Here is a 17,682-nt window from a genome sequence, read left to right as displayed (position 1 = left end):
CGGCCTCATCGGTGTCCTTGCCGGGTGCTGGACGGAAGCCGGCCGTAGGTCTGCCTGTACAGGGCCGAGAAGCGGCCGAGATGGGTGAATCCCCATCGCAGGGCCACCTCCGTGACGGTCGTCCGGCTGCCCGTGTCCGCGATGCGGACGAGATCGGCGTGTACGTGAGCCAACCGTACGGAACGGAGATAGGCCATCGGGGTGGTCTGCAGGTGTTCACGGAAGCCGAGCTGGAGGGTACGGACGCTGACTCTGGCCGCGGCGGCGATGTCGCCGAGGCAGATCGCCTCGCCGGCGTGGTCTTCGCAGTAGCGGACGGCACGCCGGAGAGCGGCGGGGGTCCAGGGTGCAGCGGACTCGCTGAGTGCGTCCGAGTAGTTGTGCGGCTGGGAGGCGAGCAAGGTGTGCAGCAGAAACTGCTCGAAGTGATGCTCGGCCAGCTTCGAAGCCGCGAAGAGCAGCGTGCCGCCCGATGACACCATTCTGAGCGCGTGGCCGAGCGCGCCGGTGGCGTCCACCCCAGGCTCGAACCGCAGCCGCTCCTTGGGAGGATCGCCAAGGTAGGCCTCAAGCGCCTCTTCCATGGCCGCCAACGGAACCTGCATCATCAACACCTCGTGGTCGAGGCTCCAACGCATGTCGATTTTCTGCTTGGGGCCGATGAGGGAGATCGGCGCGGTGACGTCCTGCCCGTTGAGCGTCACCCCGCCGGTTCCCCGCAACGGCATCATGACCGCATAGAAGTTGAACGACTCCGACGTTCCGACGCGAATCTCCGCTCCGTATGTCGCGGTGTGCAGGGCGATCTTTCCTTTGTGGAGAAGCTGGTATCGAGCGCCGCGCGGGTGCGGCCTGCCGATTTCGAGATAGTAAGGCGGGAAATGCTGCACCAGCAAATCGCGCATCTGGTCGACATCTGCTGTGACAACCGGGTGGTTCATCGCGTTCAAGTCTTTCATGGCGCTGATTCCCTTTCGCATTCAGCAGATTAACGACTGGATCGCGACGTTGTAAACGTAAATCCGAATGCTTTGAAGAATTTTCAAATCAATCGCTTTTTGGCGGGCCGCGGCTAAAATGCCCACGATGTGAGTTCTGCGTAACGCCACGCTGAGCGCGATGACCTGGACCCCACCCGCTGCGCGTGGAGGGGCCTCTGATCCGTCGTGAGATGCTGCATTCGTGACGACTCAGCCTGCCGAACCGCCCCCGCGCCGCGGGCGTGGCCGTCCCGGCCATGACCAGGCCGCGGTCCTGCGCGCCGCGGTGGAGCTGTTCAACCGCAAGGGGTACGACGCCACCAGCATGGGCGACCTGGCCAAGGAGCTGGGCCTGACCAAGCCGGCCATCTACCACCACGTCACCAGCAAGGAGCAACTGCTCGGCCAGGCCCTGGACGACGCGCTCGACGAGCTGACCGCCGTCGTGACCGAGGCCTCCAGGGACCAGGCCGGGACGAGCGCGTACGGACGGCTGCGCGAGGTGCTACGCCGCAGCGTCGAGGTGCTGGTGGCGCACCAGCCCTCGGTCACGCTCCTGCTGCGGGTGCGCGGCAACAGCGAGGTCGAGCTGGCGGCGCTGGAGCGGCGCCGCTGGCTCGACGACCGCCTGGCCGCGCTCGTCACCGACGCCGTCGCGGAGGGCGCGCTCCGCGACGACGTGCCGGCGACGCTGGTCAGCCGGCTGCTGTTCGGCATGGTGAACTCGCTGGTCGAGTGGTACCGGCCCGACGGCGCGTACGACCGGGCGATGGTCGCCGACGCCATCACCGCCATCGCCTTCGACGGCCTGGCCCGACACGAGGCCGGGGGGTCTCACCAGGTGTAGAAGCCCTGGCCCGTCTTACGGCCGAGATGCCCGGCGGCGACCAGGTTGCGCAGGATCCGCGGCGGCTCGAACCGGGGCCCCAGCTCGTGCGCCAGGTGCTCGGCGATCGCGAGCCGCACGTCCAGCCCCACCACGTCGGTGGTCCGCAGGGGCCCCATCGGGTGCCGGTAGCCGAGGGTCATCGCCGTGTCGATGTCGGCCGCGCTCGCGACGCCCTCCTCCAGCATCCGCATCGCCTCCAGCGCCAGGCAGACGCCCAGCCGGCTGCTGGCGAACCCCGGCGAGTCCGCGACCGTGATCGGCGTCTTGCCCAGCCCGGCCGCCCACTCCTGGGCCAGCGCCACGAGCGCCGGATCGGTACGCGGCCCGGTGACGATCTCGATGAGCGCGCTCACCGGGACGGGGTTGAAGAAGTGCAGCCCGAGGAAGCGCTCCGGCGCGGCCAGGCCGGCGGCCAGCGCGCCGATCGACAGGCTGCTGGTGTTCGAGGCCAGCACCGCGCCCGGCGCCACCTTCTCGACCAGGGCGAACACCTGGGCCTTGAGCGCCGCGTCCTCCGGGACCGCCTCGACGACGAGCTCGCACGGGCCCAGCTCGCCGGGGTCCGAAGTCGTCCGCAGCCGCGCGAGCGCGTCCGGGTCCGCGTGTCCCTTGGCCAGGCCGTCGCGTACCCGGGCCCTGGCCCGCTCGGCCGCCTCCGGACTGTCCTCGACGACGATCACGCGGCTGCCCGAGGTCAGGAACGCCTGCGCGATCCCGGACCCCATCCGCCCGCCGCCGAAGACGCCGACCGTCCGTGGCAGGCTCATGAGCGCCGCTCCAGGAATGCCGTCATGCGCACGTGCTTCTCCTCCGTCTCGAACAGGACCGCCTGAGCCACGTCGTCCACGAACGGGTGCGCGCCCCGAGGGGCGTGGAAGACCGCCTTGGTCAGCCGGGTCGCCAGCGGCGCCCGCGCGGTGATCCGGTCGGCCAGCCGGTGCCCGGCCGCCAGCAGCTCCTCCGGCTCCACGACCTCGTTGAGCAGCCGTACGGCGTGCGCCTCCTCGGCCGTGAGCACCCGGCCCGCGAGCAGGATCTCCTTGGCCAGCGGCTCCCCGACCAGCTCGGCCAGCCGCCAGGCCGCCCCGGCCGCCGCCAGGATGCCGAGGCCGGTCTCCGGGTTGCCGATCCGCGTGCCCGGCGTGCCGATCCGGAAGTCGCAGGCGTAGGCCAGCTCGGCCCCGCCGCCCAGGGCGTACCCGTCGAGCAGGGCCACGGTCGGCATGGGCAGCCGGTGGATCCGGTCGAAGAGCTTGGAGTTGATGCCGCGCAGCGCGTCGTACAGGTCGCGTTCGCGCAGCTGGGCGATGTCGGCCCCGGCCGCGAACGTCGTGCCCTCGCCGGTGAGCAGGACGACGCGCGGCTCCTCCTCGACGGCGGCGCACGCCTCGTGGAGCCTGGCGACCAGCTCGCGGTCGATGGCGTTGCGGACCTCGGGGCGGTTGAGCCGCCACACCACCCGGTCCTCGCCTTCCTCGACGATCAGGCTGGTCATGGGCGCTCCACCAGGAGAGCGCTGCCCTGGCCGACGCCGACGCACATGGTCGCCAGGCCGCGCCGGCCTCCGGTGCGTTCGAGCCGGCCGAGCAGGGTGACGAGGATCCGGGCGCCGGACGCGCCCAGCGGGTGCCCGAGGGCGATCGCGCCGCCGTCGGCGTTGACGCGGCCGAGGTCGAGCCCGAGATCCCGGACGCAGGCGAGCGACTGGGACGCGAACGCCTCGTTCAGCTCCACGGCGTCCAGGTCGCCGACGGCCCAGCCCGCGCGTTCGAGCGCCTTGCGGGTCGCCGGGACCGGGCCGACGCCCATGATCTCCGGCGCCACCCCGGCGTTGGCCGCCGCCACCAGGCGCGCGCGGGGTGTCAGGCCGTGCCGTTCGAGGAAGCGGTCGCTGACCACGACGACGGCCGCGGCGCCGTCGTTCAGCGAGCTGGAGTTGCCCGCGGTGACGACCCCGTCGGGGCCGTTGACCGGGCGCAGCCGCGCCAGCCGTTCCAGGCTCGTGTCCGGCCGCGGCCCCTCGTCGGTGTCGACGACGCCCGCACCCGTGGGAACCGGGACGATCTCGCCGGTGAACCGGCCCTCCTTGATGGCCGTGACCGCCCGTTCGTGGGAGCGCAGCGCGTACGCGTCCAGCTCCTCACGGGTCAGCCCCCAGCGCCGCGCGACCGTCTCGGCCGTCTGCGGCATGGAAGCGGTCGTCGCGGCGTCGAAGCGCGGGTTGGTGAACCGCCAGCCGATCGAGGTGTCGAACGACGGCCCCGGCTTCGCGAACGCCTTGGCCGGCTTCTCGGTCACCCACGGAGCCCGGGTCATCGACTCCACCCCGCCCGCGACCACCACGTCCGCGTCCCCGGCGGCGATCAGGGCACGCGCGGTCGCGACCGCGGTCAGCCCCGAGGCGCAGAGCCGGTTGACGGTGAACCCGGGCACCGAGTCGGGCAGGCCCGCCAGCAGGAGGGCCATCCGGGCGACGTTCCGGTTGTCCTCGCCGGCCTGGTTGGCCGCGCCGAGCACCACCTCGTCCACGAGGTCCGGGGCGATCCCGGCGCGGGCGACGGCCTCGCCCACGACGAGGGCGGCCAGATCGTCGGGCCGGACGTGGGCGAGCGCGCCGCCGTAGCGGCCTATCGGCGTCCGCACGCCGGAGACGACGAAGGATTCGGGCATCAGTGGGCTCCTTATGCGTCGTAGTCGACGGTGACGCGCTCGCCGACCGGAAATGTCTGGCAGGTCAGGACGAATCCGGCGTCAATCTCGGCCTGCTCGAGGGCGTAGTTGCGGCGCATGTCCACCTCGCCCGACCGTACGACCGCGCGGCACGTCCCGCAGACGCCGCCCTTGCAGGCGAACGGCAGGTCAGCGCGCGCCGCCTGGGCGCCGTCGAGCAGCGTCGCGTCGCGGGAGACCGTCGAGGTCGTCCGCAGGCCGTCCAGCACCGTCGTCAGCTCGCTCGTCGCGCCGGGCGCGACCCCCTCCGCGGCCCGTCGCGGCTGCGGCGGCGGCTCGTCGACGTAGAACAGCTCGACGTGCACGCGGGAGGCGGGTACGCCCAGGTCGGCGAGCACCGTACGCGCCTCCTGGATCATCGCCAGCGGCCCGCAGAGCCAGACGTGGTCGAACACCTCGACCGGCACCACCTCGGTCAGCAGGCGGCGCAGCCGGTCGCCGTCGATCCGCCCCGAGAACAGCTCGACGTCGTGCGGCTCCCGCGAGAGCGCGTGGACCACCTGGAGCCGGGGGCCGTAGCGGTTCTTCAGGTCGCCCAGCTCCTCGGCGAACATCACGGTCCGGCTGGTCCGGTTGCCGTACAGCAGCGACACCTGGGCTTCTGGATGGGTGAGCACGGTCGAGGCGAGCGACAGCATCGGGGTGATGCCCGACCCGGCGGCGACGCACAGGTGCCGCTCGCCCGCGGCGGGGTCGGCCCGCCAGGAGCCGGTCGGCGTCTGGACCTCGATCCGCGTCCCCGGCGCGACCTCGCGTACCAGCCAGGACGAGAACAGCCCGCCCGGGATCTCGCGGACCCCGATCCGGGGCCGTGCGCCGGCCGGCGCGCAGATCGAGTACGACCGGCGCTCCTCCCGCCCGTCCACGACGCGGCGCAGGGTGAGCGACTGCCCGGCGCGGAAGGCGTACGCCTCGCGCAGCTCGTCCGGGACGGCGAACGTGATCGCCGCGGCGTCCTCGCACAGGCGGTCCACCGCCGACACGGTGAGCGGGTGGAAAGCGGCCATGTCAGATCTCCTTGACGTGCTCGAACGGCTCAAGGCAGCCGGTGCAGCGGTAGAGGGCCTTGCAGGCGGTCGCGCCGAACTCGGACGTCAGCCGGGTCGCCGCCGATCCGCAGCGCGGGCAGGGCGGGGCGCTCCTGGCCGGCCCCAGCGTGAGCGGGATCGGGCGGCTGCGCCGGGGGGCGGGGCCGGGGGCCGACAGCCCGGCCTCCCGCAGGGCGGCCCGGCCGCGTTCGGTGATCCAGTCGCTCGACCAGGGCGGATCCAGGACGATCCGCACCTCGACCCGGTCGAACCCGGCCTCCCGCAGCCGGTGGACGAGGTCGTCGCGCATGGTCGCCATGGCCGGGCAGCCGGTGTACGTCGGGGTGATCGACACGACCACGTCCTCGCCACCGGATACCTCGACGCCGCGCAGCACGCCGAGGTCCGCGAGGGTGAGCATGGGCATCTCGGGGTCGCGTACCTGCGCCGCGACCTCGGCGGCCCGGTCGCGGGCGCTCACCAGCGCCCGCTCGGGTGGGCGCGGGCGACGACCTGCATCTCGGCGAGCAGCGGGCCGAGGGCGTCGGTGTGCGCGCCGTCGCGGCCGGTGCCGGCCAGCGGCGCGCGCTCGGGCCGCTCGACGCCGCTCACGGCGAAGATCTGGTCGAGGACGGCGTCCACCTCGTCGCGCAGGTCCTCGCCAAAATCGGTGAGCTCGGCCTGGTACGGCCACAGGGAGTCCAGCGCCGCCACCAGCCTGCGCCGCGACTCCCCGGTCCCCTGCGCCAGGGTGCGGAACCAGCGTCCCGCCCAGTCGCGGTGGTAGGTGATCTCCTTCACGCCCTTGGCCGCCACCGCCGCCAGGACCTGGTCACGGCTGGTCCGCAGCCGCTCCAGCAGCGCGAGCCGGGCCACCGAGAACAGCAGCAGCCGCACGACGACGTGCGCGAAGTCCCCGTTCTCCACCTCGGCGAGCCGGGCGTTGCGGAACTGCTCCGCGTCGCGGAAGTACGCCAGCGCGTCCTCGGCGGGCACCGGCGAGCCCTCGGGCAGGGCGGGCACGACGCCGGGATCGGCGGCGGCCGCCCGCGACAGCAGAAGGCGGGCCTGTCCGAGCAGGTCGAGCGCCATGTTCGCCAGCGCGATGTCCTCTTCCAGGTCGGGCGCGCGGCTGCACCACTCGGACAGGCGCTGCGACATGATCAGCGCGTCGTCGCCGAGCATGAGGCAGTACGCGGCCAGCTCGGCGGCGTCGACGCCCGGCGGCACCGTGGTGTCGACCCCGGCCAGGGGGTCCTCGAAGCCGGTGCCGAAGGCCCACTGCGGGGAGTCGCCGGCGAATTCGTCGTTCATGAGTGCCAACCGATCACATGTGCGGGACGTTGTCGGGAATGTCGTAGAACGTCGGGTGTCGGTAGACCTTGTCGCCGCTCGGCGCGAACAGCGGGTCCTTCTCGTCCGGGCTGGAGGCCGTGATGGCGTCGGCCCGTACGACCCAGATGCTCACGCCCTCGTTGCGCCGGGTGTAGACGTCACGCGCGTGCCGTACGGCCATCGCGTCGTCGGCGGCGTGCAGCGATCCGACGTGCACGTGGTTGAGGCCCCGCTTGCCGCGGACGAACACCTCGTACAGCGGCCACTCCCGCCGGTCGGCGCTCATCGTGTGCCCGCCCGCTCCGCGAACGCCGACGCGGCCTCGCGTACCCAGGCGCCGTCCTCGTGCGCGGCCCGGCGGTGCGCCATGCGCTGCGCGTTGCACGGCCCGTCCCCGCGGATCACGGCGGCGAGCTCCTGCCAGTCGGGCTCGCCGAAGTCGTGGTGGCCGCGTTCGGCGTTCCAGCGCAGGTCGGGGTCGGGCAGCGTGACGCCGAGCGCCTCGGCCTGCGGGACCGTCATGTCCACGAACTTCTGGCGCAGCTCGTCGTTGGAGTTGCGCTTGACGCCCCAGGCCATCGACCGCGCGCTGTTGGGCGAGTCGGCGTCCGGCGGGCCGAACATCATCAGCGACGGCCACCAGAACCGGTCCACCGACTCCTGGACCATCGCCCGCTGGGCGTCGGTGCCGCTCATCATCGTCATCAGCAGCTCGTAGCCCTGCCGCTGGTGGAACGACTCCTCCTTGCAGATGCGGATCATGGCCCGCCCGTACGGGCCGTACGAGGTGCGGCAGAGCGGCACCTGGTTACAGATCGCGGCGCCGTCCACCAGCCAGCCGATCGTCCCGACGTCGGCGTACGACGGCGTCGGGTAGTTGAAGATCGAGGAGTACTTCTGCCGGCCCGTGAGCAGCAGCTCGGTCAGCTCGGCGCGGGAGACGCCCAGGGTCTCGCACGCCGAGTACAGGTACAGCCCGTGCCCGGCCTCGTCCTGCACCTTGGCCAGCAGGATCGCCTTGCGGCGCAGGGACGGCGCGCGGCCGATCCACGCGCCTTCGGGCTGCATGCCGATGATCTCGGAGTGCGCGTGCTGGGCGATCTGGCGTACGAGCGTCCGGCGGTAGGCGTCCGGCATCCAGTCCCGGGGCTCGATCCGGTCGTGGCGCGCGATCGTCGCCTCGAACGCGGCTTCGAGCGCTTCCGGCTCCGCCGGTGTCGTCGTCATCGATTTCCCTCCTCGGGCGTCGAGTCGTATTTACTTATCGCTCGGTCAGTAATACCGTGGCACGTGTCGGGGTACCTGCGCAAGGGGCCCGTGGAGAGGAGAGGACGCGTGAGCGCGCTGCTGGAGAGCTACGCCGCCGGACGATGGTTCCGGGCGGCCGATGAAGGGGAGCCGCTGCTCGACGCCGCCACGGGCGAGGAGGTCGCGCGGATCTCCAGCCGGGGGCTGGACGTCGCCGCGATGGTCCGCCACGCCCGCGACACCGGCGGGCCCGCGCTGCGGTCCCTGACCTTCCACGAGCGGGCGGCCCTGCTGAAGGCGCTGGCCAAGCACCTGACCGAGCGCAAGGAGGAGCTGTACGCGCTGTCCGTGCGTACGGGCGCCACCTCGCGCGACACGATGATCGATGTGGACGGCGGCATCGGCACCCTGTTCAGCTACGCGAGCAAGGGGGTGCGCGAGCTGCCGAACGACACCGTCGTCCTGGACGGCGGCCTGGAGCGCCTGGGCAAGGGCGGCACGTTCGTTGGCCAGCACCTCTACACCTCGCGGCCGGGCGTCGCGGTGCAGATCAACGCCTTCAACTTCCCGGTCTGGGGGATGCTCGAGAAGCTGGCCCCGGCCTTCCTCGCCGGGCTGCCCTCGATCGTCAAGCCCGCGAGCCAGACCGCGTACCTGACCGAGCTGGCCGTACGGCTGATCATCGAGTCGGGCATCCTGCCCGAAGGCACGCTCCAGCTCGTCTCCGGCGGCGCCGGAGGGCTGCTCGACGAGCTGACCGTCCAGGACTCCGTCGCCTTCACCGGCTCCGCGCACACCGCGGGCATCCTGCGCCGCCACCCGAACGTGCTGGACGGCGGCGTCCTGCTGGGCGTCGAGGCCGACTCGCTGAACTGCTCGATCCTGGGGCCGGACGTGCGGCCGGAGGACCCGGAGTTCGACCTGTTCGTCAAGGGCGTCGTCACCGAGATGACGGTCAAGGCGGGCCAGAAGTGCACCGCCATCCGCCGGGTCCTCGTGCCCTCGCCCATGGCCGGCCAGGTCGTCGAGGCGCTGGCCGCGCGCCTGGCCAAGGTGACCGTCGGCGATCCCCGCAATCCGGACGTACGGATGGGCGCGCTGGCCAGCCTCGGCCAGCGCGACGAGGTGCGCAAGGCCGTCGAGGCGCTGCGAGCCGGCGCCGAGATCGCCTTCGGCGACCCCTCCGGCGCCGCCCTGCTCGACGGCGACGCCGAGCGCGGCGCGTTCATGACCCCGCTCCTGCTGCGCGCCCGTCCCGGCGCCACCGAGCCGCACGACGTGGAGCCGTTCGGGCCGGTCGGCACCGTGCTCGCCTACGACGGCCTGGACTCGGCGATCGCGCTCGCGGCGCGCGGCAGGGGCAGCCTCGTCGCCTCCGTCGCCACCCACGACCCGGAGGTCGCGCGGACCGTCGTGCTGGGGCTGGCGCCGTGGCACGGCCGGGTCCTCGTCCTGGACAGGGACGACGCCAAGGAGTCCACCGGGCACGGCTCGCCGCTGCCCGTCCTCGTCCACGGCGGCCCGGGCCGGGCCGGCGGCGGCGAGGAGCTGGGCGGCGTCCGCGGGGTCCTGCACCACATGCAGCGCACCGCCGTCCAGGCCTCCCCGGACCTGCTCACCGCGGTCACCGGCCGCTGGACCACGGGCGCCGCGCGCGCCGAGTCGGACGTTCACCCGTTCCGCAAGTCCCTGGCGGAGCTGCGCGTCGGTGACACGATCGCCTCCGCGCCGCGCACGGTCTCGCTCGCCGACATCGAGCACTTCGCCGAGTTCACCGGGGACACCTTCTACGCGCACACCGACGCCGCGGCCGCCGCGCGCAACCCGCTGTTCGGCGGCATCGTCGCCCACGGGTACCTCGTCGTGTCCCTGGCCGCCGGGCTCTTCGTGGACCCGGCGCCCGGACCGGTCCTGGCCAACTTCGGCGTCGACTCCCTGCGCTTCCTCACCCCCGTGAAGGCGGGCGACACGATCGACGTGACGCTGACCGTCAAGCAGATCACCCCGCGCAGCTCCGCCGACTACGGCGAGGTCCGCTGGGACGCCGTCGTCGCCAACCAGGACGGCCAGCCGGTCGCCACGTACGACGTGCTGACCCTCGTGGCCAAGACCTGGCCGCTGCCCGGACAGGAGGCCTGAGGTGGAGCCTGAGCTGGACGGGGCCTCGATCCTGCTGGAACGCGACGGCGCCGTGGCCGTCCTGACCCTCAACCGCCCGGACCGCCGCAACGCGCTGGACACCGGGCTGAAGACGGCGCTGCGCCGGGAGCTGGAGGAGGTCGCGGCGGACGACGCCGTACGCGCGGTGGTGCTGACCGGGGCGGGGACCGCCTTCTGCGTCGGCCAGGACCTCGCCGAGCACGCGGCGGCGCTCCGCTCGGACGCCGGGCACGCCTTCGACACCGTCGAGGAGGACTACGCGCCGATCGTCCGGCTCCTGGCCACCATGGGCAAACCGGTCGTCGCCGCCGTCAACGGCACGTGCGTCGGCGCCGGTCTGGCCCTCGCCCTGGCCTGTGACCTGCGGGTGCTCGCGGAGGAGGCCGTCTTCGCGACGGCGTTCACGGCGATCGGGCTGACGTGCGACTCGGGGCTGTCCCTGACGCTCGTACGGGCGGTCGGCGAGGCCCGGGCCAAGGAGCTGGTCCTGCTGGGTGAGTCGTTCGGCGCCCGGCAGGCGGTGGAGTGGGGGATCACGGGGCGCGTGGTCCCTCGGGAGGAGGCCGGTGCGGTGGCGCGCGAGCTGGCGGCCCGGCTCGCCGCCGGGCCGACCGCCGCGTACGCCGAGTCCAAGCGGCTGATCGCCGGAGCCTGGGACCAGGACCTCGGCGCGGCACTCACCGCCGAGGCCCGCGCCCAGGCCCGCCTGGGGCTGACCGCCGACCACGCGGGAGCGGTGGAGGCGTTCCTCGAGAAACGCAAACCCACCTTCGAGGGCCGCTGAGCACGGACCCGCAGTCCCCCCGACCCCGTCGGACGGCCCCTCTCCGCCGACGTGGGCCGGGGCCCTTGGGGGTGGCCGCTGCGTGGTGGAGGGCCCCGCCGACGTGCGCTGAGGGCTTTCGGGCGGGGCTAACGGAAGGCCAGGTCGATGGCGGTCCAGGCCATGGCCACCGCCCCGTCCAGGACCGCCCGGTCGGCGGCCGGGGTGACGCAGGCCGCGGTGAACTCCGGCTGGTGGTTGACCGCGGGCAGGCAGTCCAGCCCGAGCATCGGATGGATGGTGGGCACGACGTGGGAGACGTTGCCCATGTCGGTCGCCGCCCCGGCCGGGGGCCCGCCGGGCAGGTCGGGGAAGACGCGCCCGAGCGCCTCGGCGTTGGCCCGGTACAGACCCAGCATGGCCGCGTCCGGCCGCAGGTCGGCGTAGTCGGGCCCGGGTGCGGTGACCGTCAGCGAGCTCCCGGAGGCCAGCGCCCCGGCCTCGAAGCAGCGCAGCACGCGCGGCTTGAGCTCGGTCAGGCCCTCCATCGTGGGGGAGCGGACGATCCACCGGCCCCGGCTCGCGTCGGGGATCACGTTCGGCGCCGTACCCGCCTCGGTGACGACGCCGTGCACCCGGTCGCCCGCGGCTGTCTGCTGGCGGAGCAGCCCGATCGCCACCTGGGCGACGGTCATGGCGTCGGCCGCGTTGACGCCCAGCTCGGGGTACGCACCGGCATGGGCAGGTTTGCCCTGGTACGAGATCTCGAACTGGGCGACGGCCGAGCCGGGCATCGCCGCCATCTCCACGGCGGCCGGGTGGACCATCATGGCCGCGTCCAGCCCCGCGAACGCGCCGCGTTCCATCATGAGGATCTTGCCGCCGCCGCCCTCCTCGGCCGGGGTGCCGAGCACGGACACCGTCAGCCCCAGCTCGTCGGCCAGCCCGGCCAGCGCCGCTCCCGCGCCGACCGCGGCCGCGGCGATGACGTTGTGGCCGCAGGCGTGGCCGATGCCGGGCAGCGCGTCGTACTCGGCGCAGATCCCGACGTGCAGCGGACCCGAGCCCACCGTCGCGTGGACGGCGGTGGGCAGGTCGTAGCAGCCGTGCCGGACGTCGAACCCGGCCGCGTCCAGCGCCTGCGCCACCCACGCGCTGGCCCGCGTCTCCTCGAAGGCCGGTTCGGGGTGGGCGTGGATGCGATGGGACAGGCCCACGAGCCGGTCACTCCAGGCCCGTACGACGTCGGCGGCCCGCAGTTTGGCCGTCACGCGGCGGGGGCGGTGTGGATCGAGGTGGGGCGGGTGGCCGCGTCGTAGGCGGCGCGGGAGCCGGTCGCGCCCATGCCGCTGTCCCCGGCCGGTTCGTACAGCCGCTCGGGGCCGCCGCCCTGCCACTGGTTCACCCACACGACACCGGCGGGGATGCGGCGGGCGGCCGCCATGTGCGCGGGGTCGGCGGTGTACACGGTGGCGGCCAGGCCGAAGCGCGACGCGCTCGCCCGCTCCAGCCCCTCCTCGAAGGAGGAGACCACGACGACCGGGGCGATCGGGCCGAAGGTCTCCTCGGTCATGACCAGCATGGACTCGTCCACGCCGGTGAGCACGGTCGCGGGGTAGAAGAAGCCCCTGCCCTCGGGCACCACCCCGCCGGCCCGTACGGTCGCGCCGCGCGATACCGCGTCGGCGACGTGCCGTGCCACGATGTCGCGCTGCCGCCGGTCGACCAGCGGGCCGAGCACGGTGCCCGCGTCGTGCCCGTCGCCGAGCGCGTAGGTCCCCGCGGCCTCGACCAGGGCCTCGATGAACGGCTCGGCGACGTCGCGGTGCACGTAGACGCGTTCCATGGAGGTGCAGATCTGGCCGGAGTTCGCGAAGGCGCCGAACGCGACCGCGGCGGCGGTGGCCACCGGGTCCACCCCCGCGTCGACCACCACGGGGTCCTTGCCGCCCAGCTCCAGGATCGAGCGGCGCAGCAGTGCCCCGGTCCGCTCGCCGACCTTGCGCCCGGACTCGACGGAGCCGGTGAAGTGCACGAGCCCGACGCGTTCGTCGGCCACCAGCGGCGCGCCCGCGCGGGAGTCGCCGAGGACCAGGTTGACCACGCCGGGCGGCAGGTCCATCAGCTCAAGCAGCCGCACCGCCGACATCGGCGAGCGCTCGGACGGCTTGAGCACGACGGTGTTCCCGGCGGCCAGCAGCGGGCCGAGCGCGCCCAGGGTCATGGGCACGGGGAAGTTCCACGGCACGATCACGGCCGTCGCGCCGAGCGGGGCGCGCACGATCGTGGTGCTGCCCCCGTCCGGCGCCGGGACGGTCTCCTCGAACGCGTACTCCAGGGCCTCGGCCGCCGCCGCCTTGAACCCCATCGCCGCGCCGCCGATGAAGGCCGTGCCGAGGGCGACGGGCTTGCCCATCTCCCGGCATTCGATCTCCGCCAGCTCGTCGGCGTGGGCGGCGATCGTGTCCGCCCACTGGGACAGCCGCTCCACCCGTTCGGCGACGGTCAGCGCGGCCCAGGCCGGTTGCGCGCGCACGGCCGCGTCCACGGCCAGGCGTACGTCCTCCGGTGAGCCGCTGGGGCAGCGGGCGACGACCTCCTCGGTCGCGGGGTTGACCACATCGTGGAACGCGTCGCCCCGGGAGTCTTCCCAGATGCCGCCGATCAGGTTCTGCAGGGTTTTCACAGGGCTCCTTAGAGGCGGTCGGCCATGAGCTCGCCGACCATGATCGATGCCAGGTTGGTGTTGGCCCGGGGTACAGATGGGAAGATCGACGCGTCCACCACGCGCAGCCCCTCGACCCCGAGGACGCGGCACGACGGGTCCACCACCGTGGCGGCGTCCCCGGGCGCGCCCATCCGGCAGGTGCTGGTGCCGTGCTGGGCGTCGACCGCGGTGGCGAGGATGTGCCCGTCGAGCGCGGCGTCGTCGTCCAGCACCGCGAACAGCCGTTCGTTGCTGGCCTCCACGGAGCCGGAGCCCGCGACGATCGTGGCCGCCTCGGGGCCGCGCGCCAGCTCGACCAGGGCGCGCACGCCATCGCGCAGGCGTTCCAGGTCGCGGGAGTCCGACAGCATGCGTTCGCGCACCTCGGGCTGGGCCTGCGGGTCGGCGGAGGTCAGCGTCAGCACGCCGCGTGAGTGGTTCTGGTTGAGCCACACGCCGAAGCCGCCCGCCGGGAAGCGGGTGTCGGCGGCCTCCATGGACAGCACGTTCTGGTTCAGCGAGACGAACATCATGTCGTGCGGCAGCCCTCCGGGCCCGCTGGTGTAGCGGACGCAGACGTTGGTGTGGCGGTCGTCGGCCGTCTTGATGGCGGCCTCCTGGGTCAGCGGCAGCTCGACGACGATCATCGGATGGTCCTGCATGCCGAGCCCGACCGGGAGATCCCGCCGTACCGTGATCCCCAGGCGGCGCAGGTCGGCGGCCGGGCCGACGCCCGAGCGCATGAGGATCGCGGGGGAGTGGATCACGCCCGCGCTGAGGACGATCTCGTCCGCGTACTCGGTCACCGCCGTCCCGCCCACGACGGCCTGTACGCCGACGGCGCGGTCACCGGCGAAGAGGACCTGGTCGACCAGGGCGTCACCGCGGACGGTGAGGCCGGCCAGGGACCGGGCGGGCTCGAGGTAGCCGTCGTTGACCGTGACCCGGCGCCCGGCGCGCGAGTTGATCGGGTAGGGGGAGACCCCGGCGGCGCCGGGCGCGTTCACGTCCGGCGCCCAGGCGTGCCCGGCCGCCAGCGCGGCGGCGGCCAGCGCGGCGTCCGCCCCGCCCCACTGCTCGCGCGGCATCCGGAAGATCGGAGTCGGCCCGCCGCGCCCGTGGTACGGCTCGTCGCCGAACTCCTCGTCGTCCTCCAGCTTCGCGAAGTACGGCAGCACGTCCCGCCACGACCAGCCGGCGCATCCCGCCGCGGCCCAGTCGTCGAAGTCGTCCATCGGCGGGCGGATCGCGATCTGCCCGTTGATCGACGAGCTGCCGCCGACGCCCCTGCCCCGCCAGTACGGAGCCGGGGCCTGCCTGTCGGTGCGGGAGGAGGTGACGCCCATCCACACCATGCCCTCGACGGCGGTGGGGTCCAGCAGTGCGCGGACCGGGTTCGGCGAGCGCCACGCCTCGTGCATCCGCGCCGAACGGTAGTCGGGACCGGCCTCCAGCAGCAGGACGCGCTTGCCCAGCTCGGCGGAGCGGGCGGCGAGTGCCGCGCCGGCGGAACCCGCTCCCACGACGATGATGTCCCAGCCCGTGTCTGTCACGGCGAACCTCCTGCGCTCGGCCCGGAACCGCCCGGGCCACCGTTAGCCGGTAGACTGCCCTCAGCAGAAAGTTCAGTCAATAGTGAAAGTTCATTTTTTTCTGAACGGATGGTGTTCCGCTGGTGTCCGTCGGCGACGAGAACCCCCTGATCGACGACTTCGGCCTGCGCATCGGCCGCGCGATGGGCTGGCCGCCGATGGCCGGGCGCGCCGCGGGGGTGCTCATGCTGAGCGAGACGCCCATGACGATGGACGAGCTGCAGGCCGCCCTGAACGCCAGCAAGGGCTCGGTCTCGGAGACGACCCGCCTGCTCGTGGTCAACGGGACCGTACGGCGGTTCAAGGAGTCCGGGTCCCGGCAGTACGTCTACGAGTGGCGCGAGGACGCCTGGATCGGCTGCCTGCAGCACCAGCTGGAGCAGACGACGGAGCTGCTCTCTCTGGCCGAGAACGCCCGGGCCCGCTCGGCCGACCTCCCCGATCGGCAGCGCGCCCGCATGTCCGAGATGTACGAGTACTACACGTTCATGGTGCGGAGCCTGGAGGCGCTGCTCGGCGAGTACAAGGCGCTGCGGGCACGCTGACCGCTCACTCGGATCCGCCGCCGCGGGCCTCCTCGAACACCAGCCACGTGCGGGTGGCACGGATGCCCGGGATGTCCTGGATGAGCTCCAGCACCACGTGCCGGAGCGTCGCGTTGTCCGGGGTCCTGACCAGCGCCAGGACGTCGTAGTCGCCGCCGACCAGGGCGAAGTTCTCGACGTACGGAGTCTCCCGGAGCCGGGCCGACACCGCGCGCCAGGAGTTCTGCTCGATGGTGAGCGAGACGTACGCGCTGGTGCCCAGGCCGGCCTTCTGCGGCGCGATCCGCGCCGTGAAGCCGGTGATCACCCCGGCGTCCATGAGCCGGGTGATCCTGGCGTAGACGTTGGCCCGGGAGACGTGCACGCGCTCGGCGAGGGTACGCATCGAGATCCGGCCGTCCCGCCGCAGCTCGGCGATGATCGCCCGATCCACCCCGTCCAGCGGCGCGGCCGAATGTCCCGCCGACCCCTCTCCGACACCGTCGTTGAACGACAATCGGTCCTCCTGAAGACTGGTTTCAGACCTTTTGTCGCTCATCATGCCTGATGTCTTGAACACCTGGCTCCATGCGCGGACGCTTTCCCTGTCAAACGTCCAGAGAAAGGGAGCGTCGCATGTCCGTCGACGTCCTTCTGCCCTCACCCGTGCCGGTGCGCTTCGTCGCCGAGGACGGCACGGCGGTCCAGCCGCCCACCGGCTACCAGGTGCCGGAGGAGGAGCGGTTGCTGGAGGCCTACCGCCGGATGGTCGTCGGCCGCCGCTTCGACCGCCAGGCGACCGCGCTGACCAAGCAGGGGCGCCTGGCCGTCTACCCCTCCAGCCGCGGGCAGGAGGCCTGCCAGATCGCCGGGGTGCTCGCGCTGCGCGAGGACGATTGGCTGTTCCCGACCTACCGGGACTCGGTGGCGCTGGTCTCCTGGGGCCTCGACCCCGTCGAGGTGCTGACCCTGCTGCGGGGCGGCTGGCACTGCGGGTACGACCCCGCCGCCACCCGGGTCGCGCCCCAGTGCACCCCGCTGGCCACCCAGACCATCCACGCCGTGGGCATGGCCGACGCCCTGCGCCGCAAGAACGAGAACGGCGTCGTCATGGCCTTCATCGGCGACGGCGGCACCAGCGAGGGCGACTTCCACGAGGCGCTGAACTACGCCGCGGTCCTGCACGCGCCCGTCGTGTTCTTCGTGCAGAACAACAAGTACGCGATCTCCGTGCCGCTGGCCAAGCAGAGCGCCGCGCCAGCGCTCGCGTACAAGGGCATCGGGTACGGCATCCGCTCCGAGCAGGTGGACGGCAACGACCTCGTCGCGGTGCTGTCCGTCCTGACCGCGGCCGTGGAGCACGCGCGTACGGGCGGTGGCCCCTTCCTGGTGGAGGCGCACACGTACCGGATGGACCCCCACACCAACGCCGACGACGCCGCCCGGTACCGGGACAAGCGGGAGGTCGAGCAGTGGGAGGCGGCCGACCCGCTCGCCCGCCTGGAGACCTACCTGCGTGGGCGCGGCGTGCTCGACGCCGACGCCGTCGACGCGGCGCACGAGGCCGCCGAGGAGTTCGCCGCCCGGGTGCGCGCGGAGATGAACGCCGATCCGAAGGCGGATCCGTTCGAGCTGTTCGAGCACGTCTTCGCCGAGGCCACGCCCCAGTTGCGCGAGCAGCGGGCCCTGCTGGCGTCCGAGCTGGAGGACTGATGGCCACTTTGAG

At 72.8% G+C, this 17,682-nt stretch carries 18 protein-coding genes; 5 read left to right on the top strand and 13 right to left on the bottom strand.

Translation table 11 applies throughout. The annotated features are described in order from the left end of the window. Window positions 1-5: 5 nt before the first annotated feature. Window positions 6-959, bottom strand: a complete 954-nt coding sequence (locus ABZX61_RS21530; RefSeq protein WP_355196959.1) for an AraC family transcriptional regulator — start codon at window positions 957-959, stop codon at window positions 6-8. Window positions 960-1,182: 223 nt separating this feature from the next. On the opposite strand from ABZX61_RS21530, the gene ABZX61_RS21525 reads away from it, so the two are divergent. Further along, window positions 1,183-1,827 carry a TetR/AcrR family transcriptional regulator gene (locus ABZX61_RS21525; RefSeq protein ID WP_355196958.1) on the top strand — a complete coding sequence of 215 codons (645 nt, stop codon included), beginning with the start codon at window positions 1,183-1,185 and terminating at the stop codon, window positions 1,825-1,827. Here ABZX61_RS21525 and ABZX61_RS21520 read toward each other — a convergent pair. Genes ABZX61_RS21520 through paaA form a run of 8 tightly spaced genes read right to left on the bottom strand, consistent with a single transcriptional unit; the run spans window position 1,815 to window position 8,189 of the window. Continuing rightward, entirely contained in the window at window positions 1,815-2,636 is an 822-nt protein-coding gene (locus ABZX61_RS21520) for a 3-hydroxyacyl-CoA dehydrogenase family protein (protein ID WP_355196957.1), read from the bottom strand. The genes ABZX61_RS21525 and ABZX61_RS21520 overlap by 13 nt on opposite strands. Further along, entirely contained in the window at window positions 2,633-3,364 is a 732-nt protein-coding gene (locus tag ABZX61_RS21515; RefSeq protein ID WP_355196955.1) for an enoyl-CoA hydratase/isomerase family protein, read from the bottom strand. The genes ABZX61_RS21520 and ABZX61_RS21515 overlap by 4 nt, the downstream gene beginning before the upstream one ends. Then, window positions 3,361-4,539, bottom strand: coding sequence for a thiolase family protein (locus ABZX61_RS21510; protein WP_355196953.1), 1,179 nt, complete (start codon window positions 4,537-4,539; stop codon window positions 3,361-3,363). The genes ABZX61_RS21515 and ABZX61_RS21510 overlap by 4 nt, the downstream gene beginning before the upstream one ends. An 11-nt stretch (window positions 4,540-4,550) precedes the next feature. Continuing rightward, on the bottom strand, window positions 4,551-5,606 hold the full coding sequence (gene paaE / locus ABZX61_RS21505; RefSeq protein WP_355196951.1) for a 1,2-phenylacetyl-CoA epoxidase subunit PaaE: 1,056 nt from the start codon (window positions 5,604-5,606) through the stop codon (window positions 4,551-4,553). 1 nt (window position 5,607) lies between these two features. Then, window positions 5,608-6,108, bottom strand: a complete 501-nt coding sequence (gene paaD / locus ABZX61_RS21500; protein ID WP_355196949.1) for a 1,2-phenylacetyl-CoA epoxidase subunit PaaD — start codon at window positions 6,106-6,108, stop codon at window positions 5,608-5,610. Next, window positions 6,105-6,941: a 1,2-phenylacetyl-CoA epoxidase subunit PaaC gene (gene paaC / locus ABZX61_RS21495; protein WP_355196947.1), complete on the bottom strand. Its 837-nt coding sequence runs from the start codon at window positions 6,939-6,941 to the stop codon at window positions 6,105-6,107. Before paaC ends, paaD begins: the two co-directional genes overlap by 4 nt. A 13-nt stretch (window positions 6,942-6,954) precedes the next feature. Next, a complete protein-coding gene (gene paaB / locus ABZX61_RS21490; RefSeq protein WP_192783751.1) occupies window positions 6,955-7,248 on the bottom strand; it encodes a 1,2-phenylacetyl-CoA epoxidase subunit PaaB in 294 nt (97 codons plus the stop codon). Then, window positions 7,245-8,189 (bottom strand): 1,2-phenylacetyl-CoA epoxidase subunit PaaA, encoded by a 945-nt coding sequence (gene paaA / locus ABZX61_RS21485; RefSeq protein WP_355196944.1) that lies wholly within the window; start codon window positions 8,187-8,189, stop codon window positions 7,245-7,247. The genes paaB and paaA overlap by 4 nt, the downstream gene beginning before the upstream one ends. Before the next feature lie 108 nt (window positions 8,190-8,297). Between paaA and paaZ the strand changes: the two genes are divergently transcribed. Then, window positions 8,298-10,349, top strand: a complete 2,052-nt coding sequence (gene paaZ / locus ABZX61_RS21480; protein ID WP_355196942.1) for a phenylacetic acid degradation bifunctional protein PaaZ — start codon at window positions 8,298-8,300, stop codon at window positions 10,347-10,349. 1 nt (window position 10,350) lies between these two features. Further along, on the top strand, window positions 10,351-11,154 hold the full coding sequence (locus ABZX61_RS21475) for an enoyl-CoA hydratase-related protein (protein WP_355196940.1): 804 nt from the start codon (window positions 10,351-10,353) through the stop codon (window positions 11,152-11,154). Between the two features lie 128 nt (window positions 11,155-11,282). On the opposite strand, the gene ABZX61_RS21470 is transcribed toward ABZX61_RS21475, so the two are convergent. The 3 genes from ABZX61_RS21470 to ABZX61_RS21460 are packed head-to-tail and all read right to left on the bottom strand — an operon-like array spanning window position 11,283 to window position 15,393. Then, the gene (locus ABZX61_RS21470; RefSeq protein ID WP_355196938.1) at window positions 11,283-12,404 is read right to left on the bottom strand and encodes a M20 family metallopeptidase; all 1,122 of its coding nucleotides are present in this window, start codon (window positions 12,402-12,404) and stop codon (window positions 11,283-11,285) included. Further along, the gene (locus ABZX61_RS21465; protein ID WP_355196936.1) at window positions 12,401-13,819 is read right to left on the bottom strand and encodes an aldehyde dehydrogenase family protein; all 1,419 of its coding nucleotides are present in this window, start codon (window positions 13,817-13,819) and stop codon (window positions 12,401-12,403) included. Before ABZX61_RS21465 ends, ABZX61_RS21470 begins: the two co-directional genes overlap by 4 nt. 8 nt (window positions 13,820-13,827) lie before the next feature. Then, a complete protein-coding gene (locus ABZX61_RS21460; protein WP_355196934.1) occupies window positions 13,828-15,393 on the bottom strand; it encodes a GMC family oxidoreductase N-terminal domain-containing protein in 1,566 nt (521 codons plus the stop codon). A gap of 122 nt (window positions 15,394-15,515) precedes the next feature. On the opposite strand from ABZX61_RS21460, the gene ABZX61_RS21455 reads away from it, so the two are divergent. Next, window positions 15,516-15,977: a hypothetical protein gene (locus tag ABZX61_RS21455; RefSeq protein WP_355196932.1), complete on the top strand. Its 462-nt coding sequence runs from the start codon at window positions 15,516-15,518 to the stop codon at window positions 15,975-15,977. A gap of 4 nt (window positions 15,978-15,981) precedes the next feature. On the opposite strand, the gene ABZX61_RS21450 is transcribed toward ABZX61_RS21455, so the two are convergent. Then, the gene (locus tag ABZX61_RS21450; RefSeq protein WP_355196930.1) at window positions 15,982-16,473 is read right to left on the bottom strand and encodes an Lrp/AsnC family transcriptional regulator; all 492 of its coding nucleotides are present in this window, start codon (window positions 16,471-16,473) and stop codon (window positions 15,982-15,984) included. Between the two features lie 119 nt (window positions 16,474-16,592). On the opposite strand from ABZX61_RS21450, the gene pdhA reads away from it, so the two are divergent. Further along, complete coding sequence (gene pdhA / locus ABZX61_RS21445) at window positions 16,593-17,669, top strand: pyruvate dehydrogenase (acetyl-transferring) E1 component subunit alpha (protein WP_355196928.1); 1,077 nt, start codon at window positions 16,593-16,595, stop codon at window positions 17,667-17,669. Window positions 17,670-17,682: the final 13 nt, after the last annotated feature.

Origin of the sequence: Nonomuraea sp. NPDC003709, assembly GCF_040610775.1 — a bacterium.
In the GTDB taxonomy this organism is placed as follows: Bacteria; Actinomycetota; Actinomycetes; order Streptosporangiales; family Streptosporangiaceae; genus Nonomuraea; species Nonomuraea angiospora_A.
The sequence above is the reverse complement of the archived record's forward strand: the minus strand, read 5'-3'. Positions and strand labels throughout refer to the sequence as shown.